This window comes from Clostridium sp. 7_2_43FAA (genome assembly GCF_000158375.2).
Lineage (GTDB): Bacteria > Bacillota > Clostridia > Clostridiales > Clostridiaceae > Clostridium > Clostridium tertium.
The window spans coordinates 583,179-605,089 of record NZ_JH815222.1 but is presented as its reverse complement, the minus strand read 5'-3'; the positions used below and the strand labels follow the sequence as shown (position 1 = coordinate 605,089).

19 protein-coding genes, 1 riboswitch and 1 other annotated feature are annotated in these 21,911 nt (G+C 27.5%); of the genes, 10 read left to right on the top strand and 9 right to left on the bottom strand.

The features are described from left to right. Positions 1–23: 23 nt before the first annotated feature. The gene (locus CSBG_RS04405; protein WP_008677418.1) at positions 24–1,112 is read right to left on the bottom strand and encodes an AI-2E family transporter; all 1,089 of its coding nucleotides are present in this window, start codon (positions 1,110–1,112) and stop codon (positions 24–26) included. A 163-nt stretch (positions 1,113–1,275) separates the two neighbouring features. Beyond that, positions 1,276–2,967, bottom strand: a complete 1,692-nt coding sequence (gene argS, locus CSBG_RS04400; RefSeq protein WP_008677416.1) for an arginine--tRNA ligase — start codon at positions 2,965–2,967, stop codon at positions 1,276–1,278. Positions 2,968–3,028: 61 nt separating this feature from the next. Further along, positions 3,029–3,236 (bottom strand) — a binding site (T-box leader). A gap of 168 nt (positions 3,237–3,404) precedes the next feature. Between argS and CSBG_RS04395 the strand changes: the two genes are divergently transcribed. Continuing rightward, positions 3,405–4,913, top strand: a complete 1,509-nt coding sequence (locus CSBG_RS04395; RefSeq protein ID WP_008677413.1) for a Ppx/GppA phosphatase family protein — start codon at positions 3,405–3,407, stop codon at positions 4,911–4,913. 155 nt (positions 4,914–5,068) lie between these two features. Here the strand turns inward: CSBG_RS04395 and CSBG_RS04390 are convergent, their stop codons facing one another. Together CSBG_RS04390 and CSBG_RS04385 are read right to left on the bottom strand one after the other, a co-directional pair. Further along, complete coding sequence (locus CSBG_RS04390; RefSeq protein WP_008677410.1) at positions 5,069–5,716, bottom strand: site-2 protease family protein; 648 nt, start codon at positions 5,714–5,716, stop codon at positions 5,069–5,071. Between the two features lie 287 nt (positions 5,717–6,003). Beyond that, the gene (locus CSBG_RS04385; protein WP_008677409.1) at positions 6,004–7,467 is read right to left on the bottom strand and encodes an LCP family protein; all 1,464 of its coding nucleotides are present in this window, start codon (positions 7,465–7,467) and stop codon (positions 6,004–6,006) included. A gap of 597 nt (positions 7,468–8,064) precedes the next feature. Here CSBG_RS04385 and CSBG_RS04380 point away from each other — a divergent pair. From CSBG_RS04380 to CSBG_RS04370, 3 genes are all read left to right on the top strand, one after another. After that, positions 8,065–8,709, top strand: a complete 645-nt coding sequence (locus tag CSBG_RS04380) for a hypothetical protein (RefSeq protein WP_008677407.1) — start codon at positions 8,065–8,067, stop codon at positions 8,707–8,709. A gap of 558 nt (positions 8,710–9,267) precedes the next feature. After that, entirely contained in the window at positions 9,268–10,173 is a 906-nt protein-coding gene (gene rocF / locus CSBG_RS04375) for an arginase (protein ID WP_008677405.1), read from the top strand. 138 nt (positions 10,174–10,311) lie between these two features. Next, entirely contained in the window at positions 10,312–10,941 is a 630-nt protein-coding gene (locus tag CSBG_RS04370) for a 3'-5' exonuclease (RefSeq protein WP_008677403.1), read from the top strand. A 60-nt stretch (positions 10,942–11,001) separates the two neighbouring features. Here CSBG_RS04370 and pflA read toward each other — a convergent pair whose 3' ends face one another. Both pflA and CSBG_RS04360 read right to left on the bottom strand, forming a co-directional pair. Then, positions 11,002–11,715: a pyruvate formate-lyase-activating protein gene (gene pflA, locus CSBG_RS04365; RefSeq protein WP_008677401.1), complete on the bottom strand. Its 714-nt coding sequence runs from the start codon at positions 11,713–11,715 to the stop codon at positions 11,002–11,004. Between the two features lie 312 nt (positions 11,716–12,027). Further along, positions 12,028–13,098: a GNAT family N-acetyltransferase gene (locus tag CSBG_RS04360; protein ID WP_008677400.1), complete on the bottom strand. Its 1,071-nt coding sequence runs from the start codon at positions 13,096–13,098 to the stop codon at positions 12,028–12,030. A 456-nt stretch (positions 13,099–13,554) separates the two neighbouring features. Here CSBG_RS04360 and CSBG_RS04355 point away from each other — a divergent pair, with 456 nt between their 5' ends. The 5 genes from CSBG_RS04355 to CSBG_RS04335 are packed head-to-tail and all read left to right on the top strand — an operon-like array spanning position 13,555 to position 17,874. Then, positions 13,555–14,094 (top strand): XRE family transcriptional regulator, encoded by a 540-nt coding sequence (locus CSBG_RS04355; RefSeq protein ID WP_008677398.1) that lies wholly within the window; start codon positions 13,555–13,557, stop codon positions 14,092–14,094. 20 nt (positions 14,095–14,114) lie between these two features. Beyond that, a complete protein-coding gene (gene potA, locus CSBG_RS04350; RefSeq protein WP_235840783.1) occupies positions 14,115–15,167 on the top strand; it encodes a spermidine/putrescine ABC transporter ATP-binding protein in 1,053 nt (350 codons plus the stop codon). Further along, positions 15,160–16,014: an ABC transporter permease gene (locus tag CSBG_RS04345; RefSeq protein WP_008677395.1), complete on the top strand. Its 855-nt coding sequence runs from the start codon at positions 15,160–15,162 to the stop codon at positions 16,012–16,014. The genes potA and CSBG_RS04345 overlap by 8 nt, the downstream gene beginning before the upstream one ends. Continuing rightward, entirely contained in the window at positions 16,008–16,820 is an 813-nt protein-coding gene (locus CSBG_RS04340) for an ABC transporter permease (protein ID WP_035285020.1), read from the top strand. Before CSBG_RS04345 ends, CSBG_RS04340 begins: the two co-directional genes overlap by 7 nt. Beyond that, positions 16,807–17,874, top strand: coding sequence for a spermidine/putrescine ABC transporter substrate-binding protein (locus CSBG_RS04335; protein WP_035285018.1), 1,068 nt, complete (start codon positions 16,807–16,809; stop codon positions 17,872–17,874). The genes CSBG_RS04340 and CSBG_RS04335 overlap by 14 nt, the downstream gene beginning before the upstream one ends. 112 nt (positions 17,875–17,986) lie before the next feature. Here the strand turns inward: CSBG_RS04335 and ndk are convergent, their stop codons facing one another. Then, complete coding sequence (gene ndk, locus CSBG_RS04330; protein ID WP_008677394.1) at positions 17,987–18,397, bottom strand: nucleoside-diphosphate kinase; 411 nt, start codon at positions 18,395–18,397, stop codon at positions 17,987–17,989. Between the two features lie 130 nt (positions 18,398–18,527). Between ndk and CSBG_RS04325 the strand changes: the two genes are divergently transcribed. Next, positions 18,528–18,797: an acylphosphatase gene (locus CSBG_RS04325; RefSeq protein WP_008677393.1), complete on the top strand. Its 270-nt coding sequence runs from the start codon at positions 18,528–18,530 to the stop codon at positions 18,795–18,797. Between the two features lie 173 nt (positions 18,798–18,970). Here the strand turns inward: CSBG_RS04325 and CSBG_RS04320 are convergent, their stop codons facing one another. Further along, the gene (locus CSBG_RS04320; RefSeq protein ID WP_008677392.1) at positions 18,971–19,936 is read right to left on the bottom strand and encodes a glucosaminidase domain-containing protein; all 966 of its coding nucleotides are present in this window, start codon (positions 19,934–19,936) and stop codon (positions 18,971–18,973) included. Positions 19,937–20,229: 293 nt separating this feature from the next. After that, positions 20,230–21,624, bottom strand: a complete 1,395-nt coding sequence (locus tag CSBG_RS04315) for a sodium:alanine symporter family protein (RefSeq protein WP_008677391.1) — start codon at positions 21,622–21,624, stop codon at positions 20,230–20,232. Between the two features lie 84 nt (positions 21,625–21,708). Beyond that, positions 21,709–21,809, bottom strand: a riboswitch (glycine riboswitch). Positions 21,810–21,911: the final 102 nt, after the last annotated feature.

The window sequence follows — 21,911 nt, the reverse complement described above, 5'->3', positions numbered from 1 at the left end:
TATTAAGCCATTTTAAATTTCTACTAACTTTTTTCTGCAATCTTTACTAAATCTTCATTCTTTTTCATTATTCTCTCATAATATACTTTTATAGTTGCCGCTGTTGGAGACGCTAAAAGCATTCCTAAAGCTCCATAAAACCCTCCACCTATTAATACTGCTATTATTATAAATAAAGGTCTTACTCCTACTTTATCTCCTATTAACTTAGGATCTAAATACCAACCATCAAATAGTTGAAGTGCTAATAATACTAAAAATACAATTACTCCCTTAGTTGGAGATACAAATACATTAAATAAAAATCCCACTATTTCTCCTATAAATGGCCCAAAGTATGGAATCATATTAGTTATTCCAACTATAACAGCTAATAAAAAAGCATATTCTGATTTAACTATAGTTAACAAAACTAATGCCATAGCTGCAATAATTGCAGAATCTATTGCTTTTATTCCTATATAAGCACCTATCATATTATGATATATTCTAACACCCTCTATTAATTTCTTACCTTTTTTTTCTTTAAGTATTAAGAATGTTACCTTTTTACTTTCTTTTATTAATCTCTCTTTATCTACTAACACATATATAGATATTAATAAACCTAGAAATAATTTAACTATTTGGCTAGAAATAGTAAATATATATGATATTGACCCCTCCAATAAAGTTACTGCCATTGTTCCAAATTGAGTTATTATATGATTGACATTATCCATTGTTCCTGTAGTATTTATAATTTCTTTTACAGATTCATTATTTAAAATTATATCTAACCAATCTTGAGTCTCTTGAATATATATAGGTATTTTTGTTGTTATATCTACAGCACTATCTATCATAATAGGTATTAAGTATATCGATGCTAGTATCAGTAAGGCTAATACTAATAAATAAGTGCTTAATATAGCAACACCTTCTTTTACCTTAAACTTTCTTTTTATAAATTTAACTAAAGGATTTAAAATATATCCAAATAATAAACCATAAACAACCGGCAACATTAAAGACCAAAATTTCTTTGATATACTAAAAAAATATGGGTAATTTTCTATAACCTTAAATCCAACTATACCTAATAATATTGCTATAACACTAGTAATTAACAAATCCTTATTTTTTATATTATTAAAAATATTTATCTACTCCCCTCTTCAATTTCTATAGATTATATCATAATAGTATTATATAGTCTTTCATATTATTATTAACTTTTTATAAATATTAGATACAAATAAGGATGCAAATTTTCGCATCCTCACTTACTATATATTACATCTTATCTACAACTTCAATTCCTAATAAAGCTAAAGAATTCTTGATTACTTGGCATGTAGCTTTTACTAAGCTTAGTCTAGCTTCTTTTAATTCTTCGTCTTCTAAATTTAATACAGAATGTGCATTATAGAATTTATTAAATGATTTTGCAACTTCTATTGCATATCTTGTAACAATTGATGGCTCTAATTTTTCTGTTGCTAAATGTATTTGCTTTGCAAATCCTTCTAATGCTTTTACTAATTCAAATTCTTCTTTTGAAGAAAGCTTAGAATAATCTGCATTTCCCTTAAGCCCTCCTGCTCTTGTTAATATACTATTTGCTCTTGCATATGAATATTGAACATAAGGACCTGTTTCACCATCAAATGAAAGCATTTCTTTCCAATCAAATACTATATCCTTTTCTCTAGAATTTTTTAGATAAGTAAATACTACTGCTCCAACACCTATCTTTTTAGCTACTTCTTCTTTGTTATCTAAATTTGGATTTTTTTCATTTATTACTTCTAACGTTTTATCTATAGATTCTTTTATTAAGTCATCTAATAAAATAACTTCGCCTTTTCTAGTTGAAAGTTTTCTATCTGCAAATTTTACAAGTCCGAAGCCTACATGAACACAATCTTTTGCCCATTCATGACCTGCAAGTTCTAATACCTTGAATACTTGCTTAAAGTGTAGTGCTTGTGGTGTTCCAACTACATATATACTCTTATAGAAATCATATTTTTTCTTTCTATACATTGCAGCAGCTAAATCTCTAGTTGCATATATTGATGCTCCGTCACCTTTTAGAACTATACATGGAGGCATATTATATTCATCAAGCATAACTACTTGTGCCCCATTACTTTCTACTAATAAGTTCTTTTCCTTTAATTCATTTACTACAACATCCATTTTATCATTATAGAATGCTTCGCCTGCATATGAATCAAATTTAACATCAAAAATTTCATATATTCTTTCAAATTCTTTTAAGCTTAAGTCTCTAAATCTCTTCCATAAAGCTTCTACTTCTTTATCTCCATCTTCTAATGCTTTAAAGTAAGCTCTTCCTTCATCTTCAAGTAAAGGATCTTTTTCAGCTTCATCATGAAATTTTACATATATTCTTAATAGCTCATCTATAGCATTCTTTTCTAATGCCTCTTCATTTCCCCATCTTTTATATGCAGATATAAGTTTTCCAAATTGAGTTCCCCAGTCACCTAAGTGATTTATTCCCTCAACAGTATATCCTTCTTTTTTAAATATCTTATATAAAGAATTTCCTATAGCAGTTGTAAATAAATGTCCAACATGGAATGGCTTTGCTATATTAGGTGATGAATATTCAACACAAATAGTTTTTCCTTCTCCTACATTCGATGAACCATATTCATCTCCTTCTGCTAATACTTTTTCTATTGTATTTTTAGTAAATACACTTTTGTCTGCAAAGAAATTAACATATGGCCCAACATTAATTATCTTTTCGAATCCATCATTGTCTATTTTACCAGCTAACTCCTCTGATATCATATTAGGAGCTTTTCTAAAAGTTTTTGCTAATTGAAAGCATGGAAATGCATAATCTCCCATATCACTCTTTGGTGGAATTTCTATTAATTTTTCTATGTTTTCAATATCCATATCAACATATTTACTTATTGCTTCTGCAACTTTTTTCTTGTAATCCATTATGTATCCTCCTTAATTTTTACTAATAATTTGAAAAATAAAAAATCCGTCTCTTAAATAAATAAGAGACGGAAAAAATCCCGCGGTACCACTCTGATTGCATAAAATGCCACTCAATGCTTTAACGCAGCAATACGAACTATCCTACTAATAAAATTTCAGTAGCTATCTCCAAGGCTCTCTTCCTAATATTCTATCTTATAAGGCTTACACCACCCCTTACTCGCTTAAAGAATCAAATATAGTACTCTCCTCTTCATAGATATTAATACTTATTCTAATTTAATATAAACATTATACATAAACAAAACTTTTATTGTCAATAAAAAAGGTATACTTATATAAATATATTTAACTCTTACCTATACTTTATTAATTAAAGTGATATAATATCTATAACAAAAATAATTTTCATAATATTTACTTAAGGAGTCAATATGGATAGAGTTGGTATTATCGATATAGGTCCAAGTTCTCTTAGACTTATGTTAACTGAAGTTAATGAAAATGGATATTTTAAAATAATAGATGAATTAAAAACATCTATCAGATTATGTCATGATTTAGTTACTGATTACGGAATATGTAACGAAAACTCTAAAACTATACTTTCTACACTTAGAGCATATAAATCACTTTGTACTGTTTCAGGTGCAAATAAAATATTTGCTGTTGCTACTGAATCTTTAAGGGAAGCTAAAAATAAAGATATTCTTCTTCCTCTTATTAAAAAAGAATTAGATATTGATATTAGAGTTTTAAGTTGCGACGAAGAAATTTACTATAACTTCCTTGGTATAAAGAGAAGTATTTATATAGGCAATTCCTTAATGATTGAAGTTGCTGGCACTGATACTCATTTAGCTTGGGTCCAAGGTGATAAAATACTAAAAAGTATTACATTGCCTATAGGAAGTGTAAATCTAACATATAAATTTAATTTGAGAGATAGAATATTACCTCAAGATTTAACTGATACATTTGAATTTATAACCTCCAAATTAAATGATATTGATTGGCTTATGGAGACTAAGTTCGATTCTATTATAGGCATAGCATCTACAGTCAGAAATCTTGGTAAAATAGATAGAGTCAGAAAGCGATATCCCTTTGATATTCCTCATAACTATGAACTTTCTGATATTGATGTTCAAGAAATATTTAATTTATTAAAATGTAAGGACTATAAACAAAGACAAAAGCTAGATGGAATGGAACCAGAACTTGCAGATATAATCGTTGGTGGAACTGCTATCTTTAAGAGAGTAGTTAATATGGTTCAATGTAACAAAATAATTATTTCAGGAAGAGGCCTTAGAGAAGGGTTAATGTATGAATATCTTGATAATAAATACTCAATACCAGAAGATATACTAAATTATAGCATAAACGAAATATTAGAAACTTTAAATTGTGATAAAAATCATGCACTAAATGTGTTTAAAATAGCTTATAATTTATTTAATTCTTTAAAGCCATTACACCATTTAGGCGATGAATATTTAAATATTATAAAAACATCTTCAATGCTTCATGATTGTGGAATTAGCATTAACTATTATGGGCATCATAAGCATTCATTTTATATAATATTAAATTCCTATATAAATGGATTAACCCATAAGGAACTTCTTATGAGTGCTGCTATCGCCGCTTCTCATAGATTTAATAGCTATCAAACACCTTTATCACCATTTTCTTCAGTCATTAGCCAATTAGACTTACGATCAGTAAAACTTATTGGAGTTCTTATTAAAATAGCAGAAGGTTTAGACAGAAGCCTCGTTGGCGCAGTTAAAAAGCTTCAAGTGTCATTTGATAGTCATACAGTAACAATTAAAGTTTCTTCAGATATAGATGTTGACTTTGAAATTCGTCAAGCTTTAAGAGCAAGCGAAAAATTTAGAGAAATATATGGAAAAGAACTTATTATTGAAGCTATTTAAATTATTATTTTAATAAAAACTTTTTATTAATTAACCGTGTTCGGGAGAATTTATAAAATTATAAAAAATAAAAAAGTATATTCATCTAAGTGTAATTAAAAGTTCATAAAATCTGGCTTTTAATTACACTTCTTTTTATAGAATCTACTTTTATACTAAAATATTATCCCTACAACTCCAAATGCTATTTTACTAAATATAGTAAAGATTAAATTTGATGGTATTGTTAGTATAAATTGACCTACTAAAACAATACCTAAAAGAATAAACATTTGATATTGATAAAGCTTATCTGCAACTTTATAAAAATTTTTAGGACTTATTTCTCTAAATAACTCAAACCCTGCAAGTCCTGGAAGAGGTATTAAATTAAATACAAATAAATTTATATTAATAATCGAAATAAATTTTAATGCTAATCCAATTATATTGAATGCTGATGACGGCAATTTATAAGCAACATTAATCCATATCGCAAATATAAACATTCCAATAAATCCTACTAATAAATTTGCAAGAGGAGCTGCCATAGTTACCTTTATTGCATCCTTCTGACCTCTTTTATATGCACTTGGATTTGTATCTACAGGCTTAGTCCAACCAAACCCCACTAATAAAATCATAACAAACCCAATAATATCGATATGAGCTGCTGGATTTAATGTTAATCTTCCTTGAAATCTTGGTGTTTTATCTCCTAATTTATCTGCTACTTTAGCTTTTGCATATCCTTGCGCAACAAAAGCTATCAAAATTGCAGGTACTGTTAATATCTTCATTAATAAATAATTTGATCCTAACATTCTAGTCCTCCTTATTCTTTTTTATGATTATACCATATTTATCAAATTTAATACTTCTTGTTTACATTTTTTTAATAAAAAAGTAAGCAAACTTCATATTTATTTTTCATTTATAAGTCTAAGATATATTAAAATAGAATTTCCTACCTTATTTGATAAAAGTAACAACTCATTACCTATATATGTCGTGAGCTTCAAATTTTGAATAATTTTCAAGTATCACAAGTAAATTTAACATTTCTATAATATTAAAAGGGACTTTACTAATAGTAAAGTCCTTTAAGTTTTTATTGATTTGGTTTTTCTCCTTGAGGTTTTTCAAGATTATTTACATTACCGTTATTATTTTCTCCATTTGTTGGTGGTGTTGTTTCATTTCCTCCATTTACTGGAGGTTTTGTTGTTTCATTTTCCCCACTTGCTGGTGGATTAGTTGTTCCATTTCCTCCACTTGCTGGTGGATTAGTTGTTCCATTTCCTCCATTTGCTGGCGGTTTTGTTGTTTCATTTCCTCCACTTGCCGGTGGGTTATTTGTTCCATTTCCTCCATTTGCTGGTGGTTTTATAACATCTTTATCTGGAGTTGGATCTGGAATAACATCTTTATTTTTATCATCATACTCCTCTGGTCTTATGTTATACATGGAGTTATATCTAGCTTCTTCAGAATTATAAGCTGCAGCAACATTTTCAACTGCTAATAAATCAAACTCTTCTGGATTAGGTAGCTTATTATTAAAAATAAAATCATGTAATACTTTTGAGTTCTGTTCAAAATCTATTAATAAGCACCAACCTCTATCTTTATATAAATTATCTCTTGCAATAAGCTCTGTTTGTGGTATTTGTAGTTGTTCAAAATCTAAACTTGGTAACTTATAAATTGTATAAGCTAAATTTAAAGCTTCTGGTATATCTATGTTAGTCTTCACTTGCTCTGATAAAGTATTGGCTATACCTACATATTTTAAAGGATTTACCTCTTTTAACTTTTTAGCAACCTCATGTAATACCTTACTTTGTCTCTCTCCTCTTTCAAAATTTCCATTTCCAACATATCTTATTCTTGCATAAGATAAGGCTTGTTGTCCATTTACCTTTTGAAGTCCTGTTTCAGTAATTGGAGGTGAATTTACACCTGTAGCTTCACCTATATATTTATTTACTTCATCTATCTCATAATCTTTTATATCTACTTCAATTCCACCAATTTGATCTATTATAGCTTCAAATCCCCAAAAGTTTACTATAATATATTTATCTAAATGTAAACCAAAGTTTTGTTCGATAGTATCCATTAGTAAAGCTGCTCCACCTTCAGCCCCTTTAAGTTTTCCTTTATCATCTTCTTCAGAACTTCCAAAGGCAAAGGCAGCATTTATTTTATTTTCTCCATATTCAGGTATATCAACTAATGTATCTCTCATTATTGAAGTCAACTTAACTTTTTTATTGTTATTATCTAATGTTGCAATAATAATAGAATCTGATCTTGCTGGCTCATCTAAAGTTCTTCCATCAGTTCCTATTAATAAAACATTTGTAATTCCATCTACCTCATTGTAGCTAACTTCTTTTTTATTTTCTGGCTTATATTCTACATAAATTTTATTTCTAATATGATTATAATACCCCCAAGCTGTTGCTATAATTATTGCTAATACACTTAGGATAGATATTAATATAATTTTCTTTTTATTTCTCTTTTTTTTCTTAGAACTTTTTCTTTTCACTGAATCATTTTCACTCATCCTAATTCCTCCCTTTAATTTATTATATAACCAAGACCTTCATTTTTACAACAATATCCATTATATTATACTAAATTTATTTGTCATCTTTGTTACAAATATATAACAAAATATAATATTCTTCATATTTATATTATTTAAATTATTTATCTACATTATTTATACTAAAATATTTTTATATTCACGTATTTTATAAGCTAAATTAAACTTAATAATATTTAACTTTTATATAAATTTGATTTTAATTTATACATACACCTCTTTTATTTGAATTATTCAATTAATACTTCAAATGGTTGAGTATGATAATATTTAAGCATCAATGATAATTATTTCAGTAAAATATCATACTTGAAAAGACTTTATTATTTAATCCTTAATAAGTTAATCCTTAATAAGTTAATAAATATTTACTTTATTAAAATTAAATTATTTACTCATAAATTAATTAAATATATATTCTCCCCCATATATAAATTATTTGCTATATTATAAAATTTAATCTTAATCATAAATATCTAAAAAATAATACATTCTTATTTTATAATGTTTAAATTTATGCTTATTTGTTAATAATAGGAATAAGGGGTGATAAATATGGATAATTTAAATAATAATTCAAACTTAAAATCTACCAAAAAGAATATTAATAAAAAACAAAAAGCTGCTATGCTTGTTTCATTTATTTCATTATTAGCAATTTGCTTTTGCTTAAGTTACTTTATAACTGATTATATAACTGATCCCAATAGAGATATAACTAATGCGGAAGCTCAAAATGAAACTGTATATAGTGAAAATAATAAATATTTAGATAATAATATCTATGTAATGCTAAAAACAAATGATAATATAGATATGGCTGAAAACCTAATTAATTTGAAAAGCAAATTAGATTTAAGTGAAAATATTACTAAAGAAGATTTAAGTGAAGAACTGTCAACCCAAGGATACGTTCTTTCTGAGTGGGACAATAATAAATTAGTTTACACAAGAGATGCAGCTGTAAATACAAGTAAATTTAAATCTGATAAATACTATTTAGGTGAAGAAAATGGTTTTATAAGCTTATTCAAAACAGATTCTAATGGTAATATAATTGAATCTGAAAAGAAAGTTTATTCTGATTCTAAACCACTATCAAATTTGCCAGAAATAGATCAAAACTATATTAAAGAACATAAATTTTCTTTTGATACAAAAGAAGAAGCACTACAAAAGTTAAGTGAAATGATATCATAATAACTACCTTCATTACCAAAAGGGAGCACATGCTCCTTTTTTTGATTTGTAAATAAGGCATAACAAATCTTAATAAGGGAATAAATAAATTATAAACTAATTTATTTAGGAACATTATTAATTTATTACTATACACTATACATTTCATTCATAATACTTAGTAGTAGTGGAAATACTAGGGCTTTAAAAATTGCGCATTAGCTAAATAATATGTAAACACATAAGGTGAATAGCAAATTTAAGAATATACTTAGAAAATAATTACAATTTTCACTAATATTGTTAGATATATCAGAAAACACTATATCATTACATACATATAATTTTATATAGGTCAAAGTAGAATTTATATTTTTTTCTTTCTATTTTGATTTTTTTTCACATTTTAAGACAAAAAAGTATAATTATAATATGTATTTAGTTAATATTTTCATAATATATTTTAAAATTGTGTAATTGTAATAATTTTTTCACATTTTTTTATTTACATATCGATATAAAGCTATTAATATATATTTATTGCCCTAAAAAAATTATTCCAAATCGGAGGTTTGTTTTATGAATATTAGTATTATTGATATGCCTATATTCTATGGATGTGATAATCCTGGAGTTGAAAATGGGCCAAAAATTTTAAGAGAGAACAACCTTCTAGATATCTTTAATAAAAGCCACCAAGTCTGTGATATGGGCGAAGTTCATGTAAAAAATGTTTCTTCAAATGATAAATACGCAGCTAACGCAAAAATGAAGTATTTAGATGAAGTTGTGAGATCAAATGTTGGACTAGCTGATAAAGTTTATGAGTCATTAAGTAAATCATATCTTCCTTTAGTTATAGGTGGAGATCATTCACTTGCTATAGGTAGTGTTGCTGGCTCAAGTAAATTTTTTGATGAAGATCTTGCAGTAGTTTGGGTGGATGCTCATGGTGATATAAATACACACGAGACTTCCCCATCTGGAAACATTCACGGAATGCCTTTAGCTAGTTCCATGGGAATAGGCCATGAAATTTTGACTAACCTTTATTCTTCTAGCCAAAAGGTTAAACCTGAAAATGTATTTTTATTAGGTTGCAGAGACTTAGATTTAGGTGAACTTGAATTAATCAAGGAATATAATCTTAACGTATGGACCATGAAAGATATTAAAACTAAGGGCATAAAAATTGTATTAAAAGAACTTTTAGAAGCTTTAAAAATGAAAAATGTAAAAAATATTCATTTTAGCTTTGATATTGATAGTCTAGATCCTTCTTATGTTCCAGGAACAGGTACTCCAGTAGAAGATGGACTAACCTTCTCAGAAGGAAAACAAGTAATTGAAACTATAATTAACACTTCATTAGTTAGAGCTATGGATTTTGTAGAATTTAATCCAGCCTTAGATGATAATAAAAAGACATTGGAAACTTGTCTTGAGTTATTAAAGGTTATATCTAAAGCTTTTGAAGGAAAATAAATAAGAAAAATAACTAATAGATTTCTATTAGTTATTTTTTTATTATTAAGTATATCTTGTAGTTCCATAATTATGTTTTAGGACTTTTTTTAAATTTATGTTATTATATAATAAGAAACTTAATCTTAGGAGGATAAAATGAAACTACTATTTTTTGATACAGAGACAACTAGCATAAAGCCAGGTAATATATGTCAATTAAGTTATATAGTTATAGATGCTTCAGTAAAACCGCAAAAGACTATTGGAAAAAACTTTTTCTTTACAGTAGATAGCATGGATGAAGGTGCAGAAGCTATTCATGGATTTTCACTTGAAAAATTATATGACCTTTCAGAAGGTAAAGAATTTTTAGATTGTGTCCATGAATTTATGCCAGATTTCTTCGATGCAGATTTTATAATAGGACATAATGTTCAATTCGATATAAAATTTTTAAAACATGAGTTACAACAGCTTTGGGAAGCAGGTCTTATAGATACAACTTGGGAGCCTAAAAATACATTTTGTACTATGGCATATTATAAGTCTCCTTGTAACTTACCAAGTCCATCTGGAAATATAAAAAATCCTAAGCTTGCAGAAGTTATAGATTTTCTTCAAATTTCTGAAGATCAAATAACAAATAAGGCAAATGAATTATTTGAAGGTAGTGGAAACTACCATGATGCTAGATTTGATACAGCTGCTACTTATTTAACAGTTATTCAAGGTATGAAAAAAGGATTAATTCCTGCAGGATATTTTTCAAATCTATTAAAAAAATAATTTTTTAATAATAAATCCCTAGAATAGCCTCTAGGGATTTATTATTGCTTAAAATAGATTTTAAAACTCACTAAAAAACTTTTCTTTAAGTAATTTACACTTTTCTTTATCCATAGCTGGAGTTCCATCTAACCTATATTTTAATCCTAATGTTTCATATTTATTTACACCTAATAAATGATATGGCAATAATTCTACCTTTTCAACATTTTCTAATGAATTAATAAACTCTTTAAGTTCTTGCATATACTCTTCACTATCTGTCTTTCCTGGTACAACTACTTGTCTTATCCAAAGCTTAGTACCTGACTTTTTGCATGCATCTAAAAATTTATTTGTTTCATCTATTTTAAAACCTGTCATATCCTTATATCCAGCTTCTGATAAATGCTTGACATCATATAATACTAAATCAGTATATTTTAAAATTTCATCATATTCTCCAAATCCAACACCTGATGTATCTAAACACGTATGTATTCCTTCAGCTTTACATTCCTTAAGAACTTCCAATAAAAACTCTGGTTGTCTTAATGGATCTCCACCTGAAAAAGTAACTCCACCACCTGAAGTAGCAAAATAACTTTTATATCTTTTTATTTTTTTAACCAATTCTTCTGAAGTATATTCATTACCTTCATTTTCACTCCATGTATCTGGGTTATGACAATAAAGACATCTTAATTTGCAACCTTGAAAAAATACTACTACTCTAATACCTGGTCCATCAACTAGACCCATACTTTCAATTGAATGAATTCTACCTTTTAGCATATCTATCTTCTCCTCTTTTGGGAAATTAACAATAAAATTATATTCTCTTATTCATTATAAGTTCTATATAAGAAATTGTCTATTATTTAAAGAGATGTATAAGACACCCCCTTAGTTAGAATATAAAATATTAGGTTTTAGTAGTGTTCTATAATGAAATGCATAAATTTATATTTTTTTAGCCTATTTTTATTACTCTATACCTCACTCTTTAATTCTCAAACATCTACTAGCAAAAAGATATACCTACATAAATAGATATATCTCATATGATTCTATATATTTTTTAGATTTCATAAATAACGCTATATATTATATAAACCCAAGTTCTTTATATAACTCTTTGCTTATATCTTCACCAACTAATTTCTTAATAATTTCTACACAAAGCTCTATAATCCCAATCATATTTGAAGCAAACATTAATTTCCCGTTATCAACAAATGACCTCTTAATTTCAATTGCCCCCTCTATTTTCCATTTAGATTCAGGAATTGCAACTCCGTTTATATCATTAAACTTATCGAGAAAGTAAATTCCATTAGAAAATGCAGTTATATAATCACACTCATTATATCTTTTTCTTATATAATTCATAAGAATACTATCATTGGTAGCTATAGATGCCCCTACTCCTCCTGGGATTATAACTATGTTTGGATTAAATATATCAGTACCTACTATTTTATCAACTGTTATGTCTATATTATTTGATTTAATTTTTGCCTTACTTGATACCGAATGTATTTTAAAGTAATCATCTTCCAAAAGTTCATTTATCTTTGCGAATATATTAAATACAATCGAATATTCCATTATATCCATATCATCATACGCTAAAATAGCAATTTTTTTCTTATTACTTATTTTACAATTTAAAAAGTTATTCTTAGTTAATTTATATGTGTATTGCTTTCTAAAATTATTTATTTCTTCAAATCCGACTTTCTTTAATAAGGATTTAGCCTCATTTGTTCTTACTGTATCTATTATAGCTTCTCCCCCGAAGTCTAAAAAATAATACTCTAACAGTAATCTTAAGGCCTCTTCTCCATATCCCATTCTTCTATATTCATGATGTATTTTTATATTTATTCTCGCTACCTTAGTTGCAGAATTGTATCCATGAAAACTCACTTCTCCAATAGCCTTATCATCAGTTGTATATATCAAGCAATAAAAGTTTTTCCCATCAGTAGGTTGTATCATTTTGTTATAAAACATTTCCCATTTTTCTCTTGGGAATGAATATGCCTCACCAATATCACCCATATTCTCCTTATTTCCCCATAACTCTTTAACAAAAGATAGCTCTTCAAAGCTAGGTTTCCTTATATAAGCTATCTTTCCATTTCTTCTATATAAACTTAACTTTTCATTCATTATCTCACCTATAAATATTACTTTATTCTTCCAGTCAACATATAGTTTACTATCTCATAAAATCGATGTTTTATCAAGCTATATAGACTTAATATAAGAAATAAGCAATTTAAATTTAATATTTTTTTAATAATACTAATTAATCTTATTATAGGTAATAAATTGAAAATGTAGATTTCTTCTATATTTTAAAGCTATAATAATTTTCAGTAATTTCAGACAGTCTATTTTTTTACTTAGTATTTCTAAACTTTTAGTGTTGTTTTATTAAACTAATTTTTAAAGAAATCCAATGTACTTTAATAGAATCAACACTTTCAGGAAAATTTTTTTATATGTTTTTTCACAAAAAATATTGATTTATATATAATTAAAATATATAATATCTATTGTTTGTTTAGTAATTTTAAACCTAAGGTTTAGTATTATAAAATTTATTGAAGTAGAGGTGTAGTTGTGGAAATCGGAGAAAAGATACGTAGATTACGTATCGAAAAGCAATTAACTCAAGAAGAACTTGCTAATAGATGTGAACTGTCTAAAGGATTCATATCTCAAGTAGAAAATGATTTAACTTCTCCATCAATAGCAACGTTAATAGATATCCTGGAGATACTTGGAACTAATCTTACAGAGTTCTTTAGTGAGGCTAGTGAGGAAAAGGTTACATATACATATGAAGATATGTTTGAAACTGAAAATGAAGATTTAAAATATAAGCTAATGTGGCTTATACCAAATGCTCAAAAAAATGAAATGGAACCAATTATGATAACTTTAGAACCAGGTGGGCAATATATAGAAGAAGAACCTCATGAAGGTGAAGAATTTGGTTTTGTTTTATCTGGAACTATACTATTACATTTAGGAAAAAAGAAGTTCAAAGTTAAAAAGGGCGAAAGCTTCTATTTTAAGCCTAGATCTAATCACTATATTTCAAACGGAGGAAAAACCCAAGCCAAAGTTATTTGGATAAGTACTCCACCATCATTTTAAATCAACAGAAAGAGGTGTTTATTTTGAAACAAAATATAATTGAAATAAAAGGTGTTTCTAAAACCTTTAAAGATAATTGTGTTTTAGACAACCTTTCATTAAATATTAAAAAGAATGAATTTTTAACATTACTTGGCCCTAGTGGATGTGGAAAAACAACAACATTAAAAATAATTGCTGGATTTGAAGATGCAGATAAAGGTGAAGTTTTATTTAACGGAACCGATATCTCAACTTTACCTCCCTATAAAAGGCAAGTAAACACCGTATTCCAAAAATATGCTTTGTTTCCTCATATGAATGTATATGAAAATGTTGCATTTGGATTAAAAATTAAAAAGACTCCTAAAAATGAAATAGATTCAAAGGTTAAAGAAATGCTTAAATTAGTTTCTTTAGAAGGATTTGAAAAAAGAAGTGTTGATTCCTTAAGTGGTGGACAACAGCAAAGAGTTGCAATTGCAAGAGCTTTAATAAATGAACCTGAAGTTCTTCTTTTAGATGAACCTCTTGGGGCACTTGATTTAAAACTTAGAAAAGAAATGCAAATTGAACTTAAAAGAATACAACAAAGACTTGGAATTACATTTATATTTGTAACTCATGACCAAGAAGAAGCTTTAACTATGTCTGATACTATCATAGTTATGAACAAAGGTAAAATTCAGCAAATGGGTTCTCCCGAAGACATATATAATGAACCAGCTAATGCTTTTGTTGCTGACTTTATAGGTGAAAGCAACATTTTAGATGGTACTATGTTAGAAGATTTTAAAGTAGAATTCTGTAATAAAACTTTCGAATGTGTTGACAAGGGATTTAATCAAAACGAATTAATTGATGTAGTTATAAGACCAGAAGATATAAAAATTGTATCTCCTGATAAAGGAATGATAAAAGGAACTGTTAAATCAATAATTTTTAAAGGTGTTCATTATGAAATAGAAGTTGAAGAAGGAAGTAATACATGGATAATCCATAATACTAAATTTGCAGAAGTAAATTCTGTTATAGGATTAGATATTTATCCAGAAGATATTCATATTATGAGAAAGGTTTCAAATAATGAGTAAGGCAAATAAAGCTAATAGAAACATTGCTGCATCTCCTTTCATAATCTGGAGTGCCCTATTTATTGTAATTCCTTTATTAATAGTTCTATTCTTCGGCTTTACTGTAACAACACCTGAAGGAGACTATTCTTTCTCCTTAGAAAACTTTACAAGACTACTTCAACCTCAATATATAAAGGTTTTTGGACGAAGCTTATGGCTTGCTTTATTATCTACAATATGGTGCTTAGTTTTAGGATATCCTGTTGCATATATTATATCTAAAATGAAACCTTCTAAAGGTAACATTTTAATAATGCTTTTTATAGTACCTATGTGGATGAACTTTTTACTTAGAACTTATGCTTGGTTACCTATATTAGGTAAAAACGGATTTATAAATAATATTCTTGGATATTTCGGAGTTGGTCCTTTTACTTTCTTATATAATGACGGTGCTGTAATACTTGGTATGATTTATAACTTTTTACCATTTATGGTACTACCAATCTATACTGTATTAACAAAAATGGATAAAGACTTATTAAATGCCGCTGCTGATTTAGGTGCAAATAGAAGTGAAATATTTAGAAAAATAGTACTTCCATTAAGTATGCCAGGAGTAGTTTCAGGAATAACTATGGTATTTATGCCTGCTGTTTCTACATTTGTAATATCTAGATTACTTGGTGGCGGACAATATATGCTTTTAGGTAACTTAATTGAACAACAATTTACTATGATGGGTGATTGGAACTTTGGTTCATCTATCTCAATATTTATGATGATAATAATATTAATTTCTATGGCTATAATGAGTAAATTTGATAATTCTGATGCTAAAGAAGGAGGCGGTCAATTATGGTAAAGAAACTAGAAAATTTTATTAAAAAGTTTTATTTATTATTAGTATTTATCTTTTTATATACACCTATAGTTGCCTTAATAGTATTCTCCTTCAATGATTCTAAGACTATGGGAAAATGGTCAGGCTTCACATTTAAATGGTATGGTGAGCTTTTTAAGAACGAAAGAATTATGCAAGCTTTATTCTTTACAGTTGTTATAGCTGTTATTTCTTCTATAGTAGCTACAATAATTGGTACTTTAGCAGCAATTGGAATAAATAAAATGAAAGGTCCTAAAAAAGCCCTTTTATTAAATATAAATTATCTGCCTGTATTAAATCCTGATATAGTAACTGGTATTGCCTTAATGAGTTTATTTATATTCATTAGACCACTTACAAAATTAGATTTTGGATTTACTACAATGTTACTAGCTCATATTACATTTAATATTCCTTATGTTATATTAGCAGTTTTACCAAAGCTTAGACAATTACCTGAAAATATTGAAGAAGCTGCATTAGATTTAGGAGCTACACCGTCTTATACATTAAGAAAAATAATATTGCCTCAAATTAAACCTGGTATCTTTGCTGGTATGCTAATGGCATTTACAATGTCTATTGATGATTTTGTTATTAGTTTCTTCACAGCTGGCCCAGGAGTTACAAACCTTTCTATAGAAATTTTTGCTATGGCAAGAAGAGGTATTAAACCTGAAATTAATGCCCTTTCTACTTTAATGTTTGTAACTGTTCTAACTCTTCTATTAATTGCTAATAGAAAAGAATTTACATCAAGAGGTGATAAAATTGAAGAAGCTTAAGAAGTCTATTGCTATTTTATCTTCATTATTTTTAATATCCTCATCTTTTGTAGGATGTTCTAAAAATGAAGATAGCTCTAAAAGTACAAGGACCCTCAATGTATTTAACTATGGGGATTATATAAATGAGGATTTAATTTCAAAGTTCGAAGAAGAAACAGGTATAGATGTAATCTATGATACCTATGAATCTAATGAAATTATGTATCAAAAAGTTAAAAATAGTCCCGGTACATATGATTTAATTTTTCCTTCTGATTATATGGTGGAAAAAATGATTAACGAAGATATGTTAGAAAAAATAGATTTTAATAACATCCCAAATTATAAGAATATTGGTGAAGACTTCAAAAATCTTCCTTATGATCCTAAGAATGAATATTCTGTTCCTTATATGTGGGGAACAATAGGTATAATATATGATGCTGATAAAGTTGATGATCCTGTTGACAGCTGGGATATTTTATGGAATTCTAAATATAAAGGTGAAATATTTATGTTTGATTCAATAAGAGATACCCTTGCAATTTCCTTAGTTAAACTTGGCTATTCATTAAATTCAGTTGACAAAAATGAATTAGATGAAGCTGCTAAAGAATTAATAAGACAAAAACCATTAGTTCAATCATACGTTATGGACGAAGTTAAAGATAAGATGATTAATGGTGAAGCTACATTTGCTACTGTTTATTCTGGAGATGCTATATTTATTCAAGAAGAAGCTCCTGATTTAAACCTTCAATATGTAGTTCCAAAGGAAGGTTCTAATAAATGGTTTGACGTTATGGTTATACCAAAGGGTGCTAAACATAAATCTGAAGCTGAAGAATTTATAAACTTCTTATCAGAACCTGAAAATGCTAAAGAAAATGTTGAATATATAGGCTATGCAACACCTAATACAGCAGCTTATGAATTATTAGATGAAGAAACTCAAGAAGATGAAACTGTTTATCCTCCTGAAGAAGTTCTTGATAAATGCGATATATTTAAAGATCTAGGGAACAAGATAAAATTATATGATGATGCATGGTTAAAAGTAAAAATAGACTAAAAAATATTCCATAATACAATTAGAAATATGGTAGCATTTTATACCGAAAGGCTACCATATTTTTTTAATTTTATATACTAAATTAGGTGTTCTTTGCAATATATTTTTTAGTTTATAAGTTTGAATCTCCAAACCATAATTTAATTTCTCTTTTAGCACTTTCTATGCTATCAGATGCATGAACACAGTTTTCCCTATTATTTGTTGCATATAATTTTCTTATAGTTCCTTCTTTAGCTTCTTCTGGATTTGTACTACCATTAATTTCTCTTATCTTCTCAATTGCATTTTCTCCTTCTAAAATTAATGCACATAAGGGACCTTTAGTTATAAAAATTATTAATGGTTCAAAAAAACTTTTCCCAATATGTTCTTCATAATGCCTACATGCAAATTCCTTAGATATCGTTTCCATTTTTAGTGCAACTACTTTAAGCCCATTTTCTTCATATTTATTAATTATCTTTCCTATTAAATTTTTTTCTACAGCATCTGGCTTTATAAGTACTAATGACTTTTCCATAATACTCCCCCTCTTTTAAAATCCTCATCTAAATTATACCATTTTTTATATAAAATATTAATCCTTTCTTCATAATAATCTTGTACTTATGATATAATTTTTATAATTATTCTATTAAAGGAGTGATATTATGGTAAGATATTATATTATTGTTGAAGGCAGAGTTCAAGATGTTGGTTTCAGATATTTTTGTCAAATGAATGCAACTAACCTAAACTTAACAGGATGGGTTCGTAATATGGATAATGGTATGGTTGAAATGGAAGTTCAAGGTAATGAGAAAATATTATTAAAATTTATTAGTATAATAAGTAAAGGAAATTATTTTATAAGAATAGATTCCGTATCAAAAAAAGAAATTAATTTAGTTCCATCAGAAACTAAATTTAAAATAAAATAGAGGCTGTCGTACAATTAAAAATGTAAAATTTAGAATGTAGAATGAAGGTAAAAACTACTGAAAGTAGTTTTTTAATAATATAAATTTAAGTATTTCAGTATGAAATATCACCTCAATTTTAAGTTTTACATTCTACATTTTACCTTAAATAGCTTTATACGATAGTCTCTATTTTATTTTCTTTGTACCTTAGTATCATATAACATTAAATTATTTTCTTGAATAACTCTTATTAACTTATCTCCATAAATTAGATTTCCTTCTTCATCTTTTGCAGTGCTATAACCTGCATTTTCTAAAGCTTGTGCTTGCTCTTTATAACTTTTAGCTTCAAATAATCCATTTGCAGAATACCTTTCATTTTCCCATAGAAATTTACCATGATCTTTTATTGATGATTTTAAATCTTTATATGATCTAAACGCTCCAACAATAACATCATCATAATTTTCCTTAGTTTGAAGATCAACACTATCTCCAATCCATCTTTCATCAGCCTTTATACCAAAAAGATTATTATATTGTGATGACAATGTAGACTCACCCCATCCCGACTCCAAAATAGCTTGAGCAATAGTTATTGAAGGTAATATCCCATAACTTTTATAATTATCAAAAGCAATCTCCGATATATTATCTATAAATTCAAGCTTAGAGCTATCTTTTGCTAACTCTCTATGAATATAATTATTTTTTAATCCTTCAAGATATTTATTAGCTGTTTCTTCTTCTTCATTATTTAATTTTAAAGATTTAACTGCTGATTTAAAGCTATTTAATTCAATAATATTTCCACTACTATCTTTTTTGTAAAATGAATTTACTATTTTATTTATAACATTATTATCTATCTCAAAATTTCCATTTTTTATAGTTCCACTTATTGCAGCAATTTCTTGCCAATTTAATTGAAATCCTCCACTACTTGCATCATCACATGTATTTATATATTTATTTATATCATCATTTGAAAGTAAAGTTTCTTCACTAACACTCTTAATAAATTTAGAAGTCATAAATACTAATGTGCTTATAAATGTAATAATAAAAATTATTGTTAATAGTATCTTCTTTATACCACCCTTAATATAATTTTCCTTATAATCACTGATACCTTTATACGTACCTTTATATTCCAAAAACTCACCTCCAAAATTGTTTTCTTTATAAATATATATATTCATTATAAATAATATTTTATTTGTATAAAGTTTATTATGAAAATTTAATTAATATTTAAGAAATAAATATTATACATTCTTTGATTTGTAATATTTTACTTAACTAAGTATATTAACTTTTTAAAATAATACTAATTTTATTTATGTGGATTATTAATTTTAAAATATATATTTAACTATATACAGTACTAATTCTTTTATTATACAGTACTAATTCTTTTATTTATTTAAAAAAGGTGGACTTCTCCACCTTAAACTGTCATTTTCTCTTCAACTGCTGAATCACCTTTTACTCTTAAATCATTAAAGAATATTTCTGTCTCTGAAACTATCACATGTCTCAGTCCTATCAATCCAATTAGATTTGGAAATGCCATAAGTCCATTAACTATATCTGCTATAATAAATATCATCTCTAATGGTAAGAAAGGCCCTATTGCTACTAAGACTATAAATATAATTTTATAAGGTTTTATTCCTCTTACTCCAAATAAGTATGCTATACATCTTTCACCATAATAATTCCATCCTAATATAGTTGTAAATGCAAAGAATATTAATCCCATATTAACTATATACTTCCCTAATATGGCTATTGGTAAACCATTTTCAAAGGCTGCTGTAGTTAAAGCAGCACCTTCTAAATTACCACTAAAACTTCCCGTAACAACTATAACTATCCCAGTCATTGTACAAATTATAATTGTATCAATAAATGTCCCTGTCATAGAAATTAATCCTTGTTTAACAGGAGAATTTGTTTTTGCTGCTGCAGCTGCTATAGGAGCACTACCAAGTCCTGCTTCATTTGAAAATACTCCTCTTCCAATCCCTCTTTGCATAGCAATAGAAATTGTTATTCCTACTGCTCCACCTAAAGCAGCTTCAGGATTAAATGCACTTCTTATTATTAAACTAATAGCTGAAGGTATTTTCGTAAAGTTAAATATTAGTACCAATATAACTCCTACTATATATAGTATAGCCATAAAAGGAACAACTTTTTCTGATACACTTGAAATTCTTTTTATTCCTCCTAATGTAACTAAAGCAACTAGTATAGTTACTACTACAGCTGTAGCTACTAATGGAATATTAAACCCTATTTGTGCAGCATCTGCAATAGACTTCACTTGCCCAAATGTCCCTATTCCAAGCAGAGCAACACCTACTCCGAATATTGCAAATAATTTAGCTAACCAATTTAGTCCCAGTCCATTTTTTATATAATACATCGGTCCACCAGACATTTGACCATTTTCATCTACTTCTCTATATTTTATAGCAAGTAATCCTTCAGCATATTTAGTAGCCATACCAAAAAAAGCTGCTATCCACATCCAAAATAGCGCCCCTGGCCCTCCTGCTTTAATTGCAGTGGCTACTCCCACTATATTACCTGTTCCTATAGTTGCAGACAAAGCGGTACATAATGCTCCATAACTAGTAACATCACCCTTTGCATCTTCATCATTGTCTTCATCTTTTGAAAATATATATTTTAGTGCTAATGGTAATTTAAATATTTGCAGAAGTTTTAGCCTCCACGTCAAATATATTCCTGTCCCTACTAATAGTATTAACAATGGTGGTCCCCATATTATACTATCAATAGTGCTTAAAATTGATTGAATTTGATTTAACATAAAAAAATCCCCCTTAAATTTAAATTTACGGAGGAGAATAGATAGGTAAACAAGCCTAATAAAATAATAAAACTTTATAGACCTATCTTATCCCCTGTCCTTTTACCTGAGAGTTTCAATAATTTAAAATTTAAATTATCTTGCTCCTTCGGTGCTCATCTCTGAGTCTCTCCAGAGGTTCGTCCAATAGCGGTCCTAATACCTGAAAGATTTACTTCTTCGGTGGATTTATCTAAAAATCTCTCTCCCACTATCTTCAACCGAACGTTATTAACTTATGCTATAAT